Below are 19893 nucleotides of genomic sequence, written 5' to 3'. Positions count from 1 at the left end.
GGGTCACTCCAGTTTGATGTTCGCGGTCTTGATGAGGTCGCGCCACTTTGCGATTTCGTCGCGCACGAATTTGCCGAATGCTTCCGGCGATCCGGGCTTGGGCTCGGCGCCGGCCGCGATCATCGCCTTTGCCGTGCTGTCGTCGGACAGCACTTTCACCATGTCCGCATTGATGCGCTTGACGATGTCGGGCGGCGTGCCTTTGGGCGCCATGACTCCGCTCCAGGAGTAGGCCTCGTAGCCCGGCAGGCCGGATTCGGCGATAGTGGGGATGTCGGGCACCATGCTGGATCGCGTGGGGTTGCCGACACCGAGCGCGCGGATCTTGCCGCCCTTCAGGTGAGGCACGGCAGAGGGGCCGTCTGCGAACATGACCTGGACCTGGCCGCCGAGCAGATCCTGCATGGCGGGCGCGCTGCCGCGGTATGGGACGTGCTGGATGCGCACGCCGGCCATGGCGTTGAAGAGTTCACCGGCCAGGTGCGTGCCGCCGCCGGTGCCGGACGAGCTGAAGGACAGCTTGCCGGGGTTCTGCTTGGCGTAGGCGATGAGTTCGCCGACCGTGTTCACCGGCAGCGACGCGTTGACGACAAGAACGATGGGGAATACGGCGGCCATGCCGACCGGCACGAAGTCGGTGGTGATGTCGTAGCTGAGGTTGTTGCGCAGGCTGGGCAGCACGGCGTGATGGATGGACGCGAAGAAAAAGTTGTAGCCGTCCGGCTCGGCCTTGGCGGCGAATTGCGCGCCGACGATGCCGCCGGCGCCGGATTTGTTGTCGACCACGGTGGGCACGGACCATAGCTGGCCGAGCGGCTGCGTCGTGAATCGTGCGGTGGTATCCACCGGTCCCCCTGCGGGAAAGGGAACGATGAAGGTGACGGCGTGGCCCGGCCAGGTGGCGGCGCGGGCCCAGGAAGGAAGCATGGCGGCGGCGCATGCAGCGCCCAGCCCCGCGAGGACGCGGCGGCGGTCTTGATGGATCACGGCAGTCTCCTGAGTCTTGTTCTGGTCGCGGTCAGGCCTTCAGCACTGCCACCCGCCGCGTTTTTTTATTATTTGCCGAATGCCGGGATACGCCGCTACGTATTTGCAAAAGCCCCTCTTTCGCGCGGGCTGAAGCAGGCCGCGGATGTGCGCGTGCGCCCCTGTGGCGCGGCACTACGGCGCATGGGCTACGGCATAGGGGTCAGGGCAAACCCCGATCCGGACGGGGGCTGCCGGCGCCGCGCCATTGTCCGCGCCCTGGCGCGCAGCGTGGACTGGATGCGCCGGGGTGCGTTATTGGCCGCGTGCGGCCCGCTGCACGTGGCCGATGAAGCACTCGGCGAAGCTGGGCAGGTCGCGGCCGCGTTGGCGGCACAAGAGGCGATCGCGCATCGCCCAGGCGTCATCCAGCTTGAGCACATGCAGCCCGTCGGGGCGGCTGTAGCGCGCCGCGCAGGCGCGCGGGACGACGGCGATGCCCGCGCCGGCCTCGACCATGCGGCACACGGCTTCGAAACTGCCCACGTGCACACGCTGGCAAATGCGCTTGCCCAGGCCGCTTGCGATGTCTTCAAGAAACGTCTGGATGGCGCTGTCCGGGTGGATGCCGACGAACTGGTAGGCATCGACCAGGTCGGCGAAGTGCGCGGTCTTCTGCGCGGCAAGCGGGTGGTCCAGCGACGTGACCACGGTGAGCTCGTCGCGAAAGAGCGGGGTGACGTCCAGGCCTTCGACGTCGATGTTGCCCGCCACGAGGCCCAGGTCCGCCGCGCCGGCGCGGATGGCGATGACGATGTCGCCGGAGATTTTTTCCTCCAGCTCGACGTCGACGTCGGGGTTCTCGGACAGGAACGTGGACAGCGCATCGGCCAGGAAGGAGTTGGTGGCGGTGGTGTTGGCCAAGAGGCGCAGGCGTCCCTTCAGGCCGCTGGCGTAAGGCTGCAGATCCGCATTCAGGCATTCAAGCTGGCGAAAGACGGCATTGGCGTGCTTGAGCAGCACTTCGCCTGCCGGCGTCAGCGCCACGCCCGTGGCCATGCGCACCAGCAGCCGGGCCTTGAATGCCTCTTCCATGTGCTTGACCCGCGCGCTTGCCGCCGGCAAGGACAGGAAAGTGCGTTCCGCAGCACGGGTCAGATTGAGTGTTTCGCCCACGTTCAGAAACAAACGCAGGTCCGTCAGATCATGTCTCATGTTCCACCACGCAGAAGGGGGGCATTTCTAATTTTGAATTCTTCGAATGCCGGGTCGAATCTACCATGAGGCCATGCCCATCAACCAGACGGGTTGATGCGGAACTGTTTTCCACAGACGGCGTGCGCGCCGCAGCACAGGAGTCAGAGGCAATGAGCGGCTTGGTATCCGGAAAGGTGGTGATCGTGACGGGCGCGGGCGGAGGGATCGGCCGCGGCGTTGCACTGGCGATGGCCGAGGCGGGCGCGAAGGTCGTGGTCAACGACATCGGCGTCTCGCTCACGGGCGAAGGCGGGGCGGACGGTCCCGCGCAGGCGGTCGTCAAGGAAATCGTGGACGCGGGCGGCGCGGCCGTGGCCAACACCGACAGCGTGGCGGCGTACGACAGCGCAAGCCGCATCGTGCAGACGGCCATCGATGCATTCGGCCGCGTCGATGCCGTGATCAACAACGCGGGCAATCTGCGCGACCGGGTTTTCCACAAGATGAGCGAAGAGGAATGGCGCCAGGTGATCGATGTGCACCTGAACGGCTCGTTCTACATGAGCCGCGCGGCCGCGCCCTATTTTCGCGAACAGGAATCCGGCGCCTTCGTGCACATGACCTCCACGTCGGGATTGATCGGCAATTTCGGCCAGGCCAACTACGCGGCGGCCAAGCTGGGCATCGTGGCGTTGTCCAAGTCGATTGCGCTGGACATGGCGCGCTACAACGTGCGCTCGAACTGCATCGCGCCGTTTGCCTGGAGCCGCATGACCAGTTCGATCCCCGCCGAAACGGACGAAGAGAAGGCGCGCGTCGAAAAGCTGAAGAAGATGGAAGCCGGCAAGGTGGCGCCTATGGCCGTGTTCCTGGCCAGCGACGCGGCCAGCGAGATCACGGCGCAGATCTTTGCCGTGCGCGCCAACGAAATCATGCTGATGAGCCAGCCGCGGCCCTTGCGCACGGTGCATCACGGCGAAGGCTGGACGCCGGAGCGCATTGCCGAGATCGCGGCGCCCGCCATGCGCAAGCATTTCTACGCGTTGGAGCGTTCGCCCGACGTGATCGACTGGGATCCCATCTGAGGCCGCCACATGCCGTTGGACTATGCAACCGTGAAGGACTGGCGCTTTGACGACGTGCGCCAGCGCTACGACCAGAAGGACACGATGCTGTATGCGCTGGGCATCGGCCTGGGGCAGGACCCCGAAGACACCGGCCAGCTTCGTTATGTGTACGAGAAGGACCTGCGCACGTTTCCGACGATGAGCGTGATCCTGGGCTACCCGGGGTTCTGGGTCAGCGACCCGCGCTCGACGGTGGACTGGGTGAAGGTCGTGCATGGCGAGCAGCGGCTGACGCTGCATGCGCCGCTGCCGGTGGCGGGCGTCGTCACGGGCAGGACGCGCAACACGCACGTCATCGACAAGGGCGCGGACAAGGGCGCCATCATCGTCAGCGAACGCACGCTGCACGACGAAGACGGCCAGTGCCTGGCAACCCTGCAGTCCAGCACGTTCTGCCGCGGCGACGGCGGCTTTGGCGAGGGCGACGCCAGCCCTCAGGCCCTGCCCGCCGCGCCCGATGGCGACCCCGATTCGCGCTGCGAGCTGCGCATTCCGCCCAGCGCGGCGCTGCTGTACCGGCTGAACGCGGACCGCAATCCGCTGCACGCGGATCCCGACGTGGCGCGTCAGGCGGGTTATCCCCGGCCCATCCTGCATGGCCTGTGCTCGTATGGCGTTGCCGCGCACGCCCTCGTCAAGACGTACTGCGGCTACGACGCGGCGCGGCTCACCAGCCTGAACACGCGCTTTTCGGCGCCCGTCTATCCGGGCGAGACGCTGCAATGCGACATGTGGCGCATGCCGGACGGCCAGATCCGCTTCATCGCCCGCGCCAAAGAGCGCGGCATCGTGGTCATGAGCCACGGCACCGCGACGGTGCAATCATGACGCGCCCGCCTCCGCTTGACGGCATCCGCGTGCTGGACCTGTCGCGCATCCTGGCCGGCCCGTGGTGCACGCAGAACCTGGCCGACCTGGGCGCCGACGTCATCAAGATCGAACGCCCCCGCGTGGGCGACGACACCCGCGCGTGGGGGCCGCCCTACCTGAAGGACGGCAACGGCCAGGACACCAACGAATCGGCCTATTACCTCAGCGCCAACCGCAACAAGCGCTCGGTCGAAGCCGACATGGCCACGCCCGAGGGCGCGGCGCTGATCCGGGAACTGGCCGCTGTCAGCGACATTCTGGTCGAGAACTTCAAGGTGGGCGGCTTGGCCAAGTACGGGCTGGACTACGAAAGCCTCAAGCAGGTCAACCCGCGCCTCATCTATTGCTCGGTCACGGGCTTCGGGCAGGATGGGCCGTTTGCGCAGCGCCCCGGCTACGACTTCATGATCCAGGGCATGGGCGGGCTGATGAGCATCACGGGCGAGCGCGACGACCTGCCCGGCGGCGGACCGCAGAAGGCGGGCGTGGCCGTCACCGATATCGTCACCGGCATGTACGCCACCGTGGCGGTGCTGGCGGCCCTGCAAGAGCGCCATCGCAGCGGCCAGGGCCAGCACCTGGACATCGCGCTGCTGGACAGCCACGTGGCCCTGCTGGCCAACCAGAACTCCAACTACTTCAGCTCGGGCGTGGCGCCCACGCGCGCCGGCAACGCGCATCAGAACGTGGTGCCCTACCAGGTGTTTGCCGCCAGCGACGGCCACCTGATCGTGGCCACGGGCAACGAATCGCAGTACCGCGCCTATTGCCGCGCCATCGGCGTGCCCGAACTGGGCGACGATCCGCGCTTTGCCACCAACCGGCTGCGCGTCACAAACCGCGTGAAACTGATCGGGATCCTGACGGACATCATGCGAGAAGGCCGGCGCGACGACTGGATCGCCAAGCTGGAAGCGGTGGGTGTGCCGTGCGGGCCGATCAACGACATTGCGCAGGCCTTCGCCCATCCGCAGGCGCAGGCGCGGCAACTGCGGCGCGACATGCCACATCCGGCCGGCGGCGTGGCGCCCGTGACGGCCAGCCCGCTGCGGTTTTCGGATTCGCCGGTCGTCTACCGGCGCGCGCCGCCGATGCTGGGCGAACACACCGAGGAAGTGCTGCGCGACGTGCTGGGCAAATCGGCGCAGGCGATTGCGGCGTTCAAGGGTAAAGCGCAGGCGTGACGGCGCGTTGTAATCCCATCACGCCTTGGCGGCGACGGGCAGCCGAAACGGCGCGCCCAGCCGATTGAATGCATTCATTGCGGCAATCGTGATCGTGAGGTCGACAAGGTCCTTGGGCTCGAACGCGGCCGAGGCGGCGGCGTACGCTTCGTCAGAGGCGTGGGTTTCGCTCACCCGCGTGACCTCCTCCGCCCACGCAAGCGCGGCGCGTTCCTGGTCGGAGAACAGATGCGGCACCTCGTCCCAAACCGGCAATAGCGTGATCTTGTCGACCGACATGGTTTTGCGCAGGTCCCGGCTGTGCATGTCGATGCAGTGCGCGCAGCCATTGATCTGCGAGACGCGCAGAAAAACGAGATGAACGAGCTCTTGCGGCAGGTTCGTGCGTGTCGTGACGTAGTGGTGGACGCCAAAGAGCGCCTTCGCGCCTTCCGGTGCAATCTCTTGCCAGTTCATGCGGGTCATTTCAGTCCTTTGCTGTCGAAAAGTGAACCCCGCCACCTTACACGCCGGCGTTTCGGTGAAACAGGTCCAAGAATCGGCAAATCGACTGATCCAAGATTGGCCCGGACCCCATAAAAAATTGGCCGCTGTTTCCAGCGGCCAATTCATCTTCACTTAGGCAACGGCAACCGGGATCTTGCCGATCTTGGCCTGCCACTCCTTGGGTCCGGTCGTGTGGACCGAGGTGCCCTGGGCGTCCACCGCCACGGTCACCGGCATGTCCTTCACGTCGAACTCATAGATGGCTTCCATGCCCAGGTCGGCGAAGCCCAGCACCTTGGCGCCGCGGATCGCCTTGGACACCAGGTAGGCCGCGCCGCCAACGGCCATCAGGTAGGCCGAGCCGTGCTTCTTGATGGCTTCGATGGCGACCGGGCCGCGCTCGGACTTGCCGATCATCGAGATCAGGCCGGTCTTCTCCAGCATCATGTCGGTGAACTTATCCATGCGCGTGGCGGTGGTGGGGCCGGCGGGGCCGACCACTTCGTCGCCCACGGGATCCACCGGACCCACGTAGTAGATGACGCGGTTGGTGAAGTCCACGGGCAGCGGTTCGCCCTTGGCCAGCATGTCCTGAATGCGCTTGTGCGCGGCATCGCGGCCGGTCAGCATCTTGCCCGACAGCAGCAGCGTCTGGCCCGGCTTCCAGCTGGCGACTTCTTCCTTGGTCAGCGTGTTCAGGTCGACCTGCTTGGACTTGTTGTAGTCCGGCGCCCAGTGCACTTCGGGCCATTCGGACAGCGACGGCGGATCCAGGCGCGCGGGGCCCGAACCGTCCAGTTCGAAGTGCGCGTGGCGCGTGGCCGCGCAGTTCGGGATCATGGCGACGGGCTTGGAGGCCGCGTGCGTCGGGAAGGTGTTGATCTTGACGTCCAGCACGGTCGTCAGGCCGCCCAGGCCCTGCGCGCCGATGCCCAGCGCGTTGACCTTTTCGTAGAGCTCGATTCGCAGCTCTTCCAGCTTGTTCTGCGGGCCGCGGGCCAGCAGCTCGTACATGTCGATGTCTTCCATCAGCGACTGCTTGGCCATCAGCATCGCCTTTTCAGCGGTGCCGCCAACGCCGATGCCCAGCATGCCGGGCGGGCACCAGCCGGCGCCCATCGACGGAACGGTCTTGAGCACCCAATCCACCAGCGAATCGCTGGGATTGAGCATCGCGAACTTGGTCTTGTTCTCGGAACCGCCCCCCTTCGAGGCGATCTGCACGTCGACCTTGTCGCCCTGGACAAGCTCGACGTGCAGGATACAGGGCGTGTTGTCGCGCGTGTTCTTGCGCGCGAACAGCGGATCGTCCAGCACGGAAGCGCGCAGGGGATTGTCCGGGTTCAGATAGCCGCGGCGCACGCCTTCGTCACAGAGTTCCTGCAGGGTGCGCTTGGTGTCAAAGCGCACGCTCATGCCGATCTTCAGGAAGACGTTGACGATGCCGGTGTCCTGGCACAGCGGACGCTTGCCTTCGGCGCACATGCGCGAGTTGGTCAGGATCTGCGCCATCGCATCGCGCGCGGCCGGGCTTTCCTCGCGCTCGTAGGCGCGCGCCAGGTGGCGGATGTAATCGACGGGATGGTAGTAGCTGATGAACTGGATGCCATCGGCAATCGACTGGATCAAGTCTTCTTCTTTAATGATGACGGACATGGCGGTTTGCAGGTCTGGATGGAAAACGTGAAAACGCGGCTGATCAGGTAATCAGCCGCAGGTGAAAAGAACTATTTTGCCGCCGGGCCGCCCCAAGGCAAAATGCGCCCCCCTCGGGGGGCAGCAAGCGCGCGAAGCGTGCGCGGCGTGGGGGCTCCTTTTGCCGCCGGGCCGCCCCAAGGCAAAATGCGCCCCCTCGGGGGGCAGCAAGCGCGCGAAGCGTGCGCGGCGTGGGGGCCAACCACTTATTTGCCTTGCCACACGGGCTTGCGCTTTTCGGCAAAAGCCGTCGCGCCTTCCTTGGCGTCGGCCGACGTAAAGATATGCGCGATCAGCGGACGCTGGCGGTCGAACATGTCTGCCTGGTCCCAGTCACCGCCCTGCGCCACGATGCTCTTGGCGGTCTGCACGGCCAGCGGGCCGTTCTCGACGATGGCGCGGGCCAGTTCCAGCGCGCCGGCCAGGGCGCCGCCCGGCTCGGTCAGGCGGTTGACCAGGCCAAAGGCGTGCGCGCGCTCGGCGGTCAGCATCTCGCCGGTCAGGATCACTTCCATGGCGATGTGGTACGGCAGGCGGCGCGGCAGGCGCAACAGGCCGCCGGCGCCGGCCACCAGACCGCGCTTGACCTCGGGCAGCCCGAACTTGGCGTTGCTGGCGGCCACGATCAGGTCGGAAGCCAGCGCCATTTCGCAACCGCCAGCCAGGGCATAACCCTCGACCGCGGCGATCAGCGGCTTCTTGGGCGGACGCTCGTTCAGGCCCGCGAACCCGCGACCTTCCACGTAGGGGCGCTGGCCCGACGCGGCAAACGCCTTCAGGTCCATGCCCGACGAAAACGTGCCGCCGCCACCCGTCAGGATGCCGATGCGAACGTCGTCACGGCTGTCCAGCTGGTCCAGCGCGGCGGCCATGGCCACGGCAGTTTCCAGGTTGATGGCGTTCTTGGCCTCGGGACGGTTGATCGTAATGATCTGGATGCCGTCAGTGACTTCCACCGTGATCAGGTCGGACATGGGACTGCTCCTTTTTCGCGAATTCTCGGAATCGGGTTCCGGGTTTTATATAAGACTCAAGACTCAACCTGGAATCATACGACCATTGGCCGGCGGGTGCTGGCGCAACCGGCCGATCACAATATTCACCAGCAGTGCGCGTTCCGTCCCCAGACCGCAACGCGCGCCAAGTCTGCGCCGCGTCGCATTGCCCGATGCGCCGGGAAGCCGATATCTGCGTCCGGGACAGCCCGTCCCGTTCAATATAGTGACCACACGCGTCCGGGCATGAAACAAGCGCCGGAGCGGCTTTTATAGTGGCCTTCACCCGCAACACTTAAGCCACAAAGAGCCCTTCATGCCCGCAACAACCGATCGAAACTACATCAAAGCCCCCGCCGCCCGCGCCGAGGACAGCGCCAGCGCCATCGAGGACACCGTGCGCGAGATCATCGCGCAAGTCCGGGCCCGCGGCGACGCGGCGGTGCGCGAGTATTCGCAGAAATTTGACGGCATGGAGACGCCGGCGCTGGAAGTATCCATCGAGGCGCGCCTGCAGGCGGTTGCCGACCTGGACGAGCAGACCCGCAAGGACACGGAATTTGCCATCGATCGCGTCCGCGCCTTTGCCGAAGCGCAATTGGCAACGGTGCTGCCCTTGGAAATCGAGACGCTACCCGGCCTGCACCTGGGCCACCGGGTCATCCCGGTGCAACGCATCGGCGCGTACGTGCCCGGCGGCCGCTATCCGATTCTGTCGGCCCCCGTGATGACCATCGTGCCCGCCAAGGTCGCCGGATGCGATGAGGTCATTGCCTGCCTGCCGCCTGGCGCCCATCCTGCGATGATCGCGGGCTGCCACCTGTCCGGCGCCGACCGCATCTTCCTGGTCGGCGGAGCGCAGGCCATCGCCGCCATGGCGTGCGGCACGGAATCCATTCCTGCCGTGGACAAGATCGTCGGCCCCGGCAACGCCTACGTGAACGAGGCGAAACGCCAGGTGTTCGGCGAAGTCGGCATTGACCAACTCGCGGGGCCCAGCGAGATCTTCGTCGTCGCGGACGACAGCGGCGACGCGGACATGATTGCGACGGATCTGCTGGCACAAGCCGAGCATGATGTGCGCACGCGCGTCGGCCTGATCACCACCAGTGAGCGTCTAGCCCGGGAAACGCTGCGCGCCGTGGAACGCCAGCTCGAGGATCTGCCCACCGCCCCCGTGGCGGCCCGCGCGTGGACGGATTATGGAGAGATCGTGTTGTGCGACACCGAGGACGAGATGCTGGCGTACTCGGATTACGTGGCCGCCGAGCACCTGCAGGTCCACACCCGCGATCCGCACGCGACCGCCGGCCGGTTACGCAACTACGGATCGCTTTTCATCGGCACGCTGGCCAGCGTTGTGTACTCCGACAAATGCTGCGGCACCAACCATACCCTGCCCACGATGCGGGCAGGCCGTTACACCGGCGGCTTGTGGGTGGGATCGTTCCTGAAGATCTGCACGCACCAATGGCTGGATGCGCGGGGCGTGGCCGCCGTCGCACCGCCGGCCGAGCGGCAGAGCCGCACCGAAGGCATGGAAGGCCACCGCCGCGCCGCTGCGCTACGCCTGGGCTGAAACAGTCCGGCAGCCATTCTAAAAATTGTCCACAAGGGGAAAACAATGAAGCTTGGCATCATCTTCAGTGCGCTGGCGATCGCCGGCGCAAGCCTGGCGGTACCTGCCCAGGCACAGTCGTCCTATCCGTCGCGTCCCATCAAATTGGTCGTGCCCTTTCCGCCCGGCGGCACGACCGACGTGCTGGCCAGAACCATCGCCGACCCGCTGGGCAAGCTGTTGAAACAGACGGTGGTCGTCGAAAACCGCAACGGTGCGGCAGGCCGCATCGGTAGCGAGTACGTCATCCGAGCCGATCCCGACGGCTACACCTTGGGCATTGCCACGGTCAGTTCGCACGCGGTCACGCCGGTCGTGTACGACAACATCTCGTATGACGTCACGCGCGACCTGGCACCCATCACCAAGCTCGCATCGGTGCCCAACGTCCTGACGATCGGCCCGAAGGTGCCTGCCTCGGACATGGCCTCCTTCGTGAAGCTGCTCAAGGACAAGCCGAACGTCTACACCTATGGGTCGGCCGGCGCCGGGTCCGAGGCCAACATGATGGGCGAGTTATTCAAACTCAGCACAGGCACTGAAATGATGCACGTGCCCTACCGCGGCTCCAGCCCCGCGCTGCAGGACGCATTGGGGGGCCAGATCGCCGCGGTATTCGACAACCTGCCGTCGTCGTTGCCCTTCATCCGCAGCGGTGACTTGAAAGCGTTGGCGGTTGCCTACCCGCAACGTCTGAATGCGCTCCCCGATGTGCCGACGTTTGCCGAGGTAGGACTACCCGATGTGAACGACGCTTCATGGTTCGGTCTGGTGGCGCCGCGCAATACGCCACCCGCCGTGGTGGAGCAGATCTACCAGGCAGTCGCCCAGGTTCTGGCCATGCCGGACGTGAAGGAAAAGCTGGCAGGCTTCTCGGCCGTGCCGGTGGGCAACCCGCCCGCAGAATTCGCCGAACAGCTCAAAGCCGAGATCGACAAGCAGCGCGCCACGGCGAAGCGCGCCAACATCAGCCTAAAGTAGATCCCGGGCGTGTTCCGCCCGCATCAGGAGACCGAGACATGCCTGCCCGCTACCGCGTCCTGGTGGCCCAGTTGTTCCAGGAGACGCACGGATTCACGCCTGTGAATACCCCGCTGTCCGCGTTCGAGATTGAACGCGGACGGACCATGTTGACCGCCAATGCCGACGCCGACTCGGTACTGGGGGGCATCCTGCGCACCTTGAAGGCGCAGGAATGCGAGGCCGTGCCCACCCTCGCGGCGCGCGCCCGGCCAGGCGGCCGGGTCGACGATGGCGCGTACTCGCTGCTGCGCGAGGGCATTCTGGACGGCGCGCGCGCCGGCGACTTCGACGCCATCGCGCTGTGCCTGCACGGATGCATGCAGACTGTCGGATTGGATAGTGCCGAAGCCGACCTGCTGGAAGGCCTGCGCGCCATCGTCGGGCCCGCCATGCCGATCGTCGCGGGCTTCGATCTGCATGCCCACGCCGTGCCGGCGCTGCTGCGCCAACTGGATTTTGCCTCGGCCTACAAGACCAATCCGCACGCGGATGCCGCCGAGACCGGCGCGCGTGTGGCGAAACAGCTGCTGCATATGCTGGACACGGGTGAGCGGCCCGCGGGCGTCAGCGTCCTGGTGCCCATGCTGACGCGCGGCAACGACGAGACGTCGCATGGCCCACTGGCCAAACTGCATGCCAAGGCGCAGGCCGCCGTGCAAGCGAACAAGGGTGTGCTGGACGTCTCCCTTTTCAACGTCAATCCCTTCATCGACGGCGAAGGCGTGGGGCAGACCGTCCTGGTTTACGCACGCACGGCGGACCATATGGCCGAGGCGCGCAAGCTGGCAGGGACGCTCGCTCGCGCACTGTGGGACGAACGCGCCGCCTTCGTGCACGACCTGCCAGACATCGATACGCTGCTGCGCGGTCATGCAGACGTTGGGCGCAGGCTCATCGTTGGCGATTTCGGGGACCGCGTGCTTGCCGGCGGCCCCGGCGACAGCCTGCATGTGATGGAGCGGGCGCTTGCGTTGACGCAGGGACGGATCGCCGCCATCGTGACGGACCCGGCCGCGCTCAGTGCCTGCGAAAGGGCCGGCGTCGGCGCTCACGTGCAGTTGCGGGCGGGCGGGCTGTACAGCGTGGACTGTCCGCCGATGCGGGTGTCGGGGCACGTCGCAGCCCTGGGCAGCGGCGTCTTCCGCAACCGCGGCGCGTTCATGCGCGGGGCCACGCTGCGCCTGGGCCCGTACGCCGTTCTGAGCAATGAGCGCTATGACCTGCTGATCACGCAGGACGCTGTCATGTCGCAGGATCCTGGCTGTTACCTCGACGCCGGCATCAATCTCAACGACGTGGACCTGATCGTGGCCAAGTCCGGCTATCACTTCAAGCTGGCCTTCGATGAATGGGGGGACTGCGCCTGCGCCGAGACGCCTGGCCTGACCGGCTACCATCCCGAACGCCTGCCGTTCGACAAGGCCAGGCCGCTCTACCCGCTCGACGCCCCTGCATACCGTCCCCAAATAGTGGAATTGCGGGTTCCGCAAGCGGTGGCGGGTTGAGCCACCGCCCCGTGTATCCTGCAGACCACGTCGACCGCCGGCCCCCGCCCGGCTCGCAGGAGGAGACACGATGCCGAGAATTGGCGAAGACATCAGGGAATTACGCCGCCGCCGCGGTCTGGGCATCCGCGAGGTTGCCCAGCGCTCCGGCGTTTCGCACGCCTCGATTTCGCTGATCGAGCGCGACAAGATCAGCCCATCGCTCGACACCCTGGCTGCGGTGCTGGACGCCTTGGGCACGACCATCGTAGGGTTTTTCTCGAACAGCCGGCTGCTGGTGGCGGAATCGCCCTTCTACTCGCCGGAGGACCTGCCGGAAATCGGCAATCCCAACGCCATTTCCTACCGGATGATCGGCAGCCGCTTCTCCAACCGCGCCATGCTCATGATGCAGGAGCGCTACCAGCCAGGCGCCGACTCAGGCGAGCTCTTCAGCCATCCGGCCCAGGAAGCCGGTCTGGTGCTGTCCGGGGCGGTGGAAGTGACCGTCGGCGACAAGAACCGGGTGCTACAGGCTGGCGATTCGTACTACTTCGACAGCCGGGTTCCCCATCGATTTCGCAACGTTCACGACGGCCCCAGCGAAATCGTCAGCGCGGTCACGCCGCCGACCTACTAGGCCTCTTCGGGACGAGCCGCTCGCCGCCGGTTAAAATGCCGGGTTTCCCACGCGCAGGGCAGCCCTTGCCCGGCGGCCGAATTCCAAGAATCCTATGCTCACCTTTCAGCAAATCATCCTTACGCTCCAGGAATACTGGGACAAACAGGGTTGCGCCCTGCTGCAGCCCTACGACATGGAAGTCGGCGCCGGCACCTCGCACACGGCCACGTTCCTGCGCGCCATCGGGCCGGAGCCCTGGCGCGCCGCCTACGTCCAGCCTTCGCGCCGCCCCAAGGATGGCCGCTACGGCGAAAACCCCAACCGCCTGCAGCACTACTACCAGTACCAGGTCGTGCTCAAGCCCGCGCCCCCTGAAATCCTGGACCTGTACATCGGTTCGCTGAAGGCGCTGGGCATCGATCCCACGCAGCACGACATCCGCTTCGTCGAGGACGACTGGGAAAACCCCACGCTCGGCGCCTGGGGCCTGGGCTGGGAAGTCTGGCTGAATGGCATGGAAGTGACCCAGTTCACGTATTTCCAGCAGGTCGGCGGCCTGGACTGCACGCCCACCACCGGTGAAATCACCTACGGCCTGGAACGCCTGGCCATGTACCTGCAGGACGTGCAAAGCGTCTACGACCTGGTCTGGACGGAAGGCGCCAACGGCAAGCGGGTGCTGTACCGCGACGTGTTCCACCAGAACGAAGTCGAGCAATCCACGTACAACTTCGAGCACTCGTCGGCCGACATGCTGTTTGCGCATTTCAACGACTACGAAGCCGAGGCCAAGCGCCTGATGGACGTGCCGCTGGCGCTGCCGGCCTACGAGGCCGCGCTGAAAGCCGCGCACACCTTCAACATGCTGGACGCGCGCGGCGCGATCAGCGTGACCGAGCGCGCCGCCTACATCGGCCGCATCCGCAACCTGTCGCGCGCCGTCGCGCAGGCCTATTACGATTCCCGCGAACGACTGGGCTTTCCCATGCTGGGCCGCGACAAGGCCGCCGGGGAGGCTGCATAAATGACGACGAACATCCGCCCGCTGCTGGTCGAACTGCTGACCGAAGAACTCCCGCCCAAGGCCCTGCAGAAACTGGGCCAGGCCTTTGCCGAAGGCGTGCGCGCCACACTGGACCGCCACGGCCTGCTGGCCGAAGGCTGCGCCGTGGCGCCGTATTCGACCCCGCGCCGCCTGGCCGTCCACCTGTCCGCCGTGCTGGCGCAGGCGCCGGACCAGGCCTATGCCGAAAAGCTGATGCCCGTGAAGATCGGCCTGACCGAAGACGGCAAGGCCACGCCGGCGCTGCAAAAGAAGCTGGCCGCCAAGGGCCTTGAAAACATCGATGTCGCCACGCTGGACCGCGAATCCGACGGCAAGCAGGACTACCTGGTGGCGCGCGGCACGGCCGCCGGTGCGCAACTGGCCGCCGGCCTGCAGGAAGGCATCGAGGCCGCCATCGACGGCCTGCCCATCCCCAAGGTCATGCGCTACCAATTGGCCGACGGCGTCACCACCGTCAAGTTCGTGCGCCCGGCGCACGGCCTGATCGCGCTGTTTGGCGCCGACGTGGTGCCGGTGCAGGCACTGGGCCTGTCCGCTGGCCGCGAGACGCTGGGCCACCGCTTCATGAGCCAGGGCGCCGTTGCCATTGCCGACGCCGACGCCTATGTCGCCACGCTGGCCGAAAAGGGCCACGTCGTGGCGTCGTTCGAAGCGCGCCGCGCCGAGATCCAGCGCCAGCTGCAAGAAGAAGCGACCCGCCTGTCCGCCACGCTGGGCGACGACCCCGAAGTGACCGCGCTGCTGGACGAAGTGACCGCGCTGGTCGAACACCCCACCGTCTACGTGGGCCAGTTCGAGGAACAGTTCCTGCAGGTTCCGCAGGAATGCCTGATCCTGACCATGCGGCTGAACCAGAAGTACTTCCCGCTGTTCGATCCGGCCACCGGGCGCCTCACGCACCGCTTCCTGATCGTGAGCAACATGCGCACGGACAACCCGGTGAACATCGTCGAAGGCAACCAGCGCGTGGTGCGTCCGCGCCTGGCCGATGCGCAGTTCTTCTTTGAAACCGACCGCAAGACGCCGCTGGCCGCGCGCGTCGAGCAACTGGGTTCCATCGTCTATCACAACAAGCTGGGCACCCAGCTCGAACGCGTGGAGCGCGTGCGCGCGATTGCCCGCGGCATTGCCGGCGAACTGGGCGGTGACGTGTCCGCCGCCGACCGCGCCGCCATGCTGGCCAAGGCCGACCTCGGCTCCAACATGGTGGGCGAATTCCCCGAGCTGCAAGGCATCATGGGCGCTTACTACGCCGCCGGCGACGGCGAGCCCGCCAGCGTCGTCGAGGCCCTGCGCACCCAGTACCGCAACCGCTACGACACGCCGGTGACCCAGGACACCCTGACCGCCGCCACGCTGTTCATCGCCGAACGCGTCGAAACGCTGGTCGGCATCTGGGCGATCGGTCTTGCCCCCACCGGCGAGCGCGACCCCTTCGGCCTGCGCCGCGCCGCGCTAGGCCTGATCAGCGCCTTCGAACAACTGGCCGCGGGCGGCTGGCTGAAGATCAGCCAGGACGGTCCGCTGACCCTGGACGGCCTGCTGCAGCTGGCCGCCAGCACGTTCGCGGACGGCAAGATCCCGTCCGGCACGCTGGCCGAGGTCCGCACCTTCATCTACGAGCGCTACCGCAACCAGCTCATCAACGACTTCGACCGCAATGCCGTCGAGGCCGTGATCGCGCTGACCCCGCCGCTGCATCAGGTCGCCGAGCGCGTGCGCGCCGCCGCGGCATTCGCGCAATTGCCCGAAGCCGCCAGCCTGGCCGCCGCCAACAAGCGCATCGGCAACCTGCTCAAGAAGGCCGAAGGCGAGATCGGCACGGTGAACGACGCGGCGCTGGTGGAACCGGCTGAAAAGGCCCTGGCCGCCGCCGTGGCCGCCCTGCGTCCGAAGGCCGAGGCGCAACTGGCCGCCGGCGACTTCACCGGCAGCCTGTCCACGCTGGCTCAGGCCCGCGAACCCGTGGACGCGTTCTTTGCCGACGTCATGGTCATGGCCGAAGACCCGGCCGTGCGCGCCAACCGGCTGGCCCTCCTGGCCCAGCTGCATGGCCTGATGAACCAGGTCGCTGACATCTCCAGGCTCGCCCAGTGAAGCTCATCATCCTCGACCGCGACGGCGTCATCAATCAGGACAGCGACGCCTTCGTCAAGACGCCCGACGAATGGATCGCGCTGCCGGGCAGCCTTCAGGCCATCGCGCGCCTCACGCAGGCCGGCTGGAAGGTGGTGGTTGCCACCAACCAGTCGGGTCTGGCGCGCGGCCTGTTCGACATGGACACGCTGACCGCCATCCACACCAAGATGCGGCGCGAACTCGCCGCAGTGGGCGGCAGCATTGACGCCATCTTCATGTGCCCGCACGGCCCCGACGACGACTGCACCTGCCGCAAGCCCCGTCCAGGCATGTTCGAGCAGATCGGGCACCGCTACGACGTCGACCTGGCCGGCGTGCCGGCCGTGGGCGATTCGCTGCGCGACCTGCAGGCCTCTTCGGCAGCGGGATGCTCGCCGTGGCTGGTGCTGACTGGCAATGGCGCCAAGACGCTGGCCAAGGGCGGCCTGCCCGACAACACGCGCGTCTGCGACGACCTGTCGGCCCTGGTCGACGCCCTGCTGCAGGACGCGTGACCCGATGGCCTGGCTTCGTTCGTTCCTGTACTTCGTGTTCCTGGCCGTCACGGTCATTCCGTATGCCTTCGCCTGTGTCCTGTGGGCGCCGCTGCCGCTGCACTGGCGCTACAAGCTGACGGTCGGCTGGCCCCGGCTGGCCATCTGGGGCGCCAAGGTGTTCTGCGGCATCCGCTGGCAGGTCAAGGGCTGGGAAAACCTGCCCGACGGCCCCGCGGTGCTGCTGTCCAAGCACCAGTCGGCCTGGGAAACCCTGTTCTTCCCGGCCTACATGCCGCGCGAGGTCTGCTTCGTCTACAAGAAAGAACTGCACATGGTGCCGTTCTTCGGCTGGGGCCTGGCGCTCTTGCGCATGATCGCCATCGACCGCGCCAAGGGCCGCGACGCTTTCGAGCAGGTGGTCAAACAAGGCCAGACCCGCCTGAACGAAGGCCGCTGGCCGCTGCTGTTTCCGGAAGGCACGCGCGTGGCGCCCGGCCAGACCGCACGCTTCAAGATGGGCGGCGCGCTGCTGGCCTCGCGCACCGGCGCCGTGGTCATCCCGGTGGCGCACAACGCCGGCGAATGCTGGCGCCGCAACGCCTTCGTCAAGTATCCCGGCATGGTCACCCTGTCCATCGGTCCCGCGATAGAATCCAAGGGACTCACCCCCGAGGAACTGAACAAGAAGGTTCAGGACTGGATCGAAGGGGAAATGCGGCGTCTCAACCCTGAAAGGTATGCCCAGCACTGATCAGCTAGAACTCCTGTTCAACACGCAGGAAGACGACGCGCCCGCGGGCGCGCCGCCGCTGATCGCCGTGCCGGCGGCGCCGGCCGCCCCGCGCGCGCCCTCCGCCGGGCCCGGCACGGCCCGCCCCGTCACGCCCCCCAACCTGTTTCCCGACGCCGCCAAGGCCCCCGCCCCCGCGGGCGAGCCGCTGCTGACGCTGTCGCCCAATGCGGCGTCGCGCGTGCCCACGCCCTGCCCCGACCCGCTGCCGCCCGGCGCGCGCTGGCGCGAGGTGCCCACCGATCAGCAGACCATCGGCTTCGTGCTGCTGCGTTCGCGGCGGCGCAGCATCGGCTTCGTCATCACCGACGACGGCCTGCGCGTGACCGCCCCCAATTGGGTGACGCTGACGCAGATCGACGACGCGGTGCGCGAAAAATCGCGCTGGATCCTGACCAAGCTGCGCGAATGGCACGCCCGCAAGCAGCAGCTGGCCATGGCGCACACGCGCTGGCAGGCGGGCGGAGAACTCCCCTATCTGGGCCGGCGCATCGTCATCGGCGTGGGCGGCGACAGCCGCCAGGCCAATCTGTCCGGCAACGCCGACGCGCCGCAAGATGGCGACACCCTGTGGCTGGCGCTGCCGTCCCACGCCGACCAGGGCCGCATCCGCGATGCGGCCCAAGCGTGGCTGCAACAGCGCGCGGGCGCCTGGTTCGGTGCGCGGCTGGCGCACTTTTTGCAGGTGAGCGGCCTGAAGATCCGCCGCTGGCGCCTGTCGTCGGCCGCCACGCGCTGGGGGTCGTGCACCAGCGACGGCAACATCATGCTGAACTGGCGCCTGATCCACTTCGCCCCGGCCATCATCGATTACGTCATCGCGCACGAGCTTGCCCATTTGCGCGAGATGAACCACAGTCAGGACTTCTGGCGCGAAGTCGGCCAGATCCTGCCCGACTTCGAAGACGCCAAGAACATCCTGCGGCGTCACGATCCCGCTTCGCTGCCTCAGTTCTGAAGCGCGCGGCACCCAGCGCCTGTTGCGATCCCAAGGAGAATCGAAATGTTGCTGCTGATTCCGGGCCCGGTCACCACCGACGCGCGGGTGAAGGCCGCCATGGCGCAGGACTACGCGCCGTGGGACAACGATTTCCGCACGCTGTACCGGCAGGTGTGCGACGGCGTGCTGGCAATTGCGCAGGCCGGCGCGGACGAGCACGTGGCGCTGGCCTTGCCGGGCTGCGGCCACTTTGCCGTCGAGGCCGCGATCCGCACCTTCGTGCCGCCCGGCGGCCGCATGCTGGCCCCGTCCACCGGCGCTTACGCGGCCCGGCTGCAAAAACTGGCCGCCGAGGCAGGCCGCATCGCCGTGCCGCTATCGGTGGGCGCCGCCGAGCGCGTGGATCCGCAGGCGGTGGCCGACGCCCTGGAACGCGACCCCACGCTCACGCACCTGGCGCTGGTCTACAGCGAAACCGGCAGCGGCATCTGCCACGACGTCCCCCATCTTGCCCGCATCGCCCACGCGCTGGGACGCCGCGTGATCATCGACGCCGTGTCGGCATTCGGCGCGTTGCCGCTTGAATTGCGCGCCCTGCCCGCGGTCGACGCCGTGGTGCTGACCGCCAACAAATGCCTGGAAGGCCTGCCGGGCGCGGCCTTCGTTGTCGCGCGCCGCGACAGCCTGGATGCCGCGCGCGGCAATGCGGGCAGCTGGTCGCTCGACCTGGCCGACATCTACCAGCACACGCTGGCGCCCAACGCCGGCCCCCGCTTCACGCCCGCCGCGCCCACGCTGGCCGCGCTGGCCGTGGCGCTGGAACTGTTCCGCCTGGAAGGCCGCGAGGCCCGTCTGGCGCGTTACACGGCCAACATGCGCACGCTCTATGATGGCGTGATCGATCTTGGCCTGACCCCATACCTGCCGCCCGAGCTGCAAGGCCCCATCGTCGTCAACGTCCGCGCGCCGGATGCCCCGACCTGGCACCTGCAGCTCTTCGTGGACGCGCTCAAGCAGCGCGGCTACGTGATCAGCAACTTCACCAACACCGAAGAACCCACGTTCCGGGTCGGCTGCATCGGCGCCTTTGGCGCCGGCCAGATGCGGCAGGCGGTCGACGCCATGGGCGGCGCGCTGCGCGACATCGGAATCTCCCGGGAACACGCCGGAACCCCCCAGCGCTTCCCCCAACCTCTCATCGCTTAAGGAATCCTC

18 protein-coding genes are annotated in these 19893 nt (G+C 66.8%); 13 read left to right on the top strand and 5 right to left on the bottom strand.

Features of this window, described 5'->3' with window-relative positions:
• Window positions 1-3: 3 nt before the first annotated feature.
• Complete coding sequence (locus tag ASD87_RS10740) at window positions 4-987, bottom strand: tripartite tricarboxylate transporter substrate binding protein (RefSeq protein WP_056320948.1); 984 nt, start codon at window positions 985-987, stop codon at window positions 4-6.
• A gap of 294 nt (window positions 988-1281) precedes the next feature.
• The gene (locus tag ASD87_RS10735; RefSeq protein ID WP_056320945.1) at window positions 1282-2181 is read right to left on the bottom strand and encodes a LysR substrate-binding domain-containing protein; all 900 of its coding nucleotides are present in this window, start codon (window positions 2179-2181) and stop codon (window positions 1282-1284) included.
• Between the two features lie 152 nt (window positions 2182-2333).
• On the opposite strand from ASD87_RS10735, the gene ASD87_RS10730 reads away from it, so the two are divergent.
• From ASD87_RS10730 to ASD87_RS10720, 3 genes are read left to right on the top strand one after another with little or no spacing between them, the layout of a single operon-like run.
• On the top strand, window positions 2334-3248 hold the full coding sequence (locus tag ASD87_RS10730) for an SDR family NAD(P)-dependent oxidoreductase (protein WP_056320944.1): 915 nt from the start codon (window positions 2334-2336) through the stop codon (window positions 3246-3248).
• Between the two features lie 9 nt (window positions 3249-3257).
• Window positions 3258-4118: a MaoC/PaaZ C-terminal domain-containing protein gene (locus ASD87_RS10725; RefSeq protein ID WP_056320941.1), complete on the top strand. Its 861-nt coding sequence runs from the start codon at window positions 3258-3260 to the stop codon at window positions 4116-4118.
• A complete protein-coding gene (locus tag ASD87_RS10720; protein WP_056320940.1) occupies window positions 4115-5344 on the top strand; it encodes a CaiB/BaiF CoA-transferase family protein in 1230 nt (409 codons plus the stop codon). The genes ASD87_RS10725 and ASD87_RS10720 overlap by 4 nt, the downstream gene beginning before the upstream one ends.
• Before the next feature lie 18 nt (window positions 5345-5362).
• Here the strand turns inward: ASD87_RS10720 and ASD87_RS10715 are convergent, their stop codons facing one another.
• The 3 genes from ASD87_RS10715 to ASD87_RS10705 all read right to left on the bottom strand — a co-directional run bounded on the left by ASD87_RS10715 (window position 5363) and on the right by ASD87_RS10705 (window position 8499).
• On the bottom strand, window positions 5363-5809 hold the full coding sequence (locus tag ASD87_RS10715) for a carboxymuconolactone decarboxylase family protein (protein ID WP_056320937.1): 447 nt from the start codon (window positions 5807-5809) through the stop codon (window positions 5363-5365).
• Between the two features lie 153 nt (window positions 5810-5962).
• On the bottom strand, window positions 5963-7486 hold the full coding sequence (locus ASD87_RS10710) for a fumarate hydratase (protein WP_056320934.1): 1524 nt from the start codon (window positions 7484-7486) through the stop codon (window positions 5963-5965).
• A 245-nt stretch (window positions 7487-7731) separates the two neighbouring features.
• On the bottom strand, window positions 7732-8499 hold the full coding sequence (locus tag ASD87_RS10705; protein WP_056320931.1) for a crotonase/enoyl-CoA hydratase family protein: 768 nt from the start codon (window positions 8497-8499) through the stop codon (window positions 7732-7734).
• Between the two features lie 337 nt (window positions 8500-8836).
• Between ASD87_RS10705 and hisD the strand changes: the two genes are divergently transcribed.
• From hisD to ASD87_RS10655, 10 genes are all read left to right on the top strand, one after another.
• Window positions 8837-10099: a histidinol dehydrogenase gene (gene hisD, locus ASD87_RS10700; protein WP_056320929.1), complete on the top strand. Its 1263-nt coding sequence runs from the start codon at window positions 8837-8839 to the stop codon at window positions 10097-10099.
• 45 nt (window positions 10100-10144) lie between these two features.
• Window positions 10145-11119: a tripartite tricarboxylate transporter substrate binding protein gene (locus ASD87_RS10695; RefSeq protein WP_056320925.1), complete on the top strand. Its 975-nt coding sequence runs from the start codon at window positions 10145-10147 to the stop codon at window positions 11117-11119.
• A gap of 38 nt (window positions 11120-11157) precedes the next feature.
• Window positions 11158-12666, top strand: coding sequence for a M81 family metallopeptidase (locus tag ASD87_RS10690; protein WP_056320923.1), 1509 nt, complete (start codon window positions 11158-11160; stop codon window positions 12664-12666).
• Between the two features lie 70 nt (window positions 12667-12736).
• A complete protein-coding gene (locus tag ASD87_RS10685; protein WP_056320920.1) occupies window positions 12737-13285 on the top strand; it encodes a cupin domain-containing protein in 549 nt (182 codons plus the stop codon).
• Between the two features lie 94 nt (window positions 13286-13379).
• Window positions 13380-14291 carry a glycine--tRNA ligase subunit alpha gene (gene glyQ, locus ASD87_RS10680; RefSeq protein WP_056320918.1) on the top strand — a complete coding sequence of 304 codons (912 nt, stop codon included), beginning with the start codon at window positions 13380-13382 and terminating at the stop codon, window positions 14289-14291.
• Window positions 14292-16430: a glycine--tRNA ligase subunit beta gene (gene glyS / locus ASD87_RS10675; RefSeq protein WP_056320915.1), complete on the top strand. Its 2139-nt coding sequence runs from the start codon at window positions 14292-14294 to the stop codon at window positions 16428-16430.
• Complete coding sequence (gene gmhB / locus ASD87_RS10670) at window positions 16427-16966, top strand: D-glycero-beta-D-manno-heptose 1,7-bisphosphate 7-phosphatase (protein ID WP_056320914.1); 540 nt, start codon at window positions 16427-16429, stop codon at window positions 16964-16966. The genes glyS and gmhB overlap by 4 nt, the downstream gene beginning before the upstream one ends.
• A 4-nt stretch (window positions 16967-16970) precedes the next feature.
• The gene (locus tag ASD87_RS10665; protein WP_056320911.1) at window positions 16971-17699 is read left to right on the top strand and encodes a 1-acyl-sn-glycerol-3-phosphate acyltransferase; all 729 of its coding nucleotides are present in this window, start codon (window positions 16971-16973) and stop codon (window positions 17697-17699) included.
• Window positions 17686-18696 carry a M48 family metallopeptidase gene (locus ASD87_RS10660; protein ID WP_200952180.1) on the top strand — a complete coding sequence of 337 codons (1011 nt, stop codon included), beginning with the start codon at window positions 17686-17688 and terminating at the stop codon, window positions 18694-18696. The genes ASD87_RS10665 and ASD87_RS10660 overlap by 14 nt, the downstream gene beginning before the upstream one ends.
• Before the next feature lie 45 nt (window positions 18697-18741).
• Window positions 18742-19884: a 2-aminoethylphosphonate--pyruvate transaminase gene (locus tag ASD87_RS10655; protein ID WP_056320908.1), complete on the top strand. Its 1143-nt coding sequence runs from the start codon at window positions 18742-18744 to the stop codon at window positions 19882-19884.
• Window positions 19885-19893 lie beyond the last annotated feature (9 nt).

It is taken from the genome of Achromobacter sp. Root170 (assembly GCF_001428165.1).
Classification (GTDB): domain Bacteria; phylum Pseudomonadota; class Gammaproteobacteria; order Burkholderiales; family Burkholderiaceae_B; genus Achromobacter; species Achromobacter mucicolens.
This window is presented reverse-complemented; position numbering and strand designations above follow the sequence as displayed.

Excerpts from the sequence above, each read along its gene's own strand:
- ASD87_RS10695 (WP_056320925.1), top strand. The coding sequence starts at position 10,145 with ATGAAGCTTGGCATCATCTTCAGTGCGCTGGCGATCGCCGGCGCAAGC.
- ASD87_RS10655 (WP_056320908.1), top strand. The coding sequence starts at position 18,742 with ATGTTGCTGCTGATTCCGGGCCCGGTCACCACCGACGCGCGGGTGAAG.
- ASD87_RS10665 (WP_056320911.1), top strand. The coding sequence starts at position 16,971 with ATGGCCTGGCTTCGTTCGTTCCTGTACTTCGTGTTCCTGGCCGTCACG.
- ASD87_RS10730 (WP_056320944.1), top strand. The coding sequence starts at position 2,334 with ATGAGCGGCTTGGTATCCGGAAAGGTGGTGATCGTGACGGGCGCGGGC.
- ASD87_RS10715 (WP_056320937.1), bottom strand. The coding sequence starts at position 5,809 with ATGACCCGCATGAACTGGCAAGAGATTGCACCGGAAGGCGCGAAGGCG.
- hisD (WP_056320929.1), top strand. The coding sequence starts at position 8,837 with ATGCCCGCAACAACCGATCGAAACTACATCAAAGCCCCCGCCGCCCGC.
- ASD87_RS10685 (WP_056320920.1), top strand. The coding sequence starts at position 12,737 with ATGCCGAGAATTGGCGAAGACATCAGGGAATTACGCCGCCGCCGCGGT.
- ASD87_RS10705 (WP_056320931.1), bottom strand. The coding sequence starts at position 8,499 with ATGTCCGACCTGATCACGGTGGAAGTCACTGACGGCATCCAGATCATT.
- ASD87_RS10710 (WP_056320934.1), bottom strand. The coding sequence starts at position 7,486 with ATGTCCGTCATCATTAAAGAAGAAGACTTGATCCAGTCGATTGCCGAT.
- ASD87_RS10735 (WP_056320945.1), bottom strand. The coding sequence starts at position 2,181 with ATGAGACATGATCTGACGGACCTGCGTTTGTTTCTGAACGTGGGCGAA.
- ASD87_RS10725 (WP_056320941.1), top strand. The coding sequence starts at position 3,258 with ATGCCGTTGGACTATGCAACCGTGAAGGACTGGCGCTTTGACGACGTG.
- glyS (WP_056320915.1), top strand. The coding sequence starts at position 14,292 with ATGACGACGAACATCCGCCCGCTGCTGGTCGAACTGCTGACCGAAGAA.
- ASD87_RS10720 (WP_056320940.1), top strand. The coding sequence starts at position 4,115 with ATGACGCGCCCGCCTCCGCTTGACGGCATCCGCGTGCTGGACCTGTCG.
- glyQ (WP_056320918.1), top strand. The coding sequence starts at position 13,380 with ATGCTCACCTTTCAGCAAATCATCCTTACGCTCCAGGAATACTGGGAC.
- ASD87_RS10660 (WP_200952180.1), top strand. The coding sequence starts at position 17,686 with ATGCCCAGCACTGATCAGCTAGAACTCCTGTTCAACACGCAGGAAGAC.
- ASD87_RS10690 (WP_056320923.1), top strand. The coding sequence starts at position 11,158 with ATGCCTGCCCGCTACCGCGTCCTGGTGGCCCAGTTGTTCCAGGAGACG.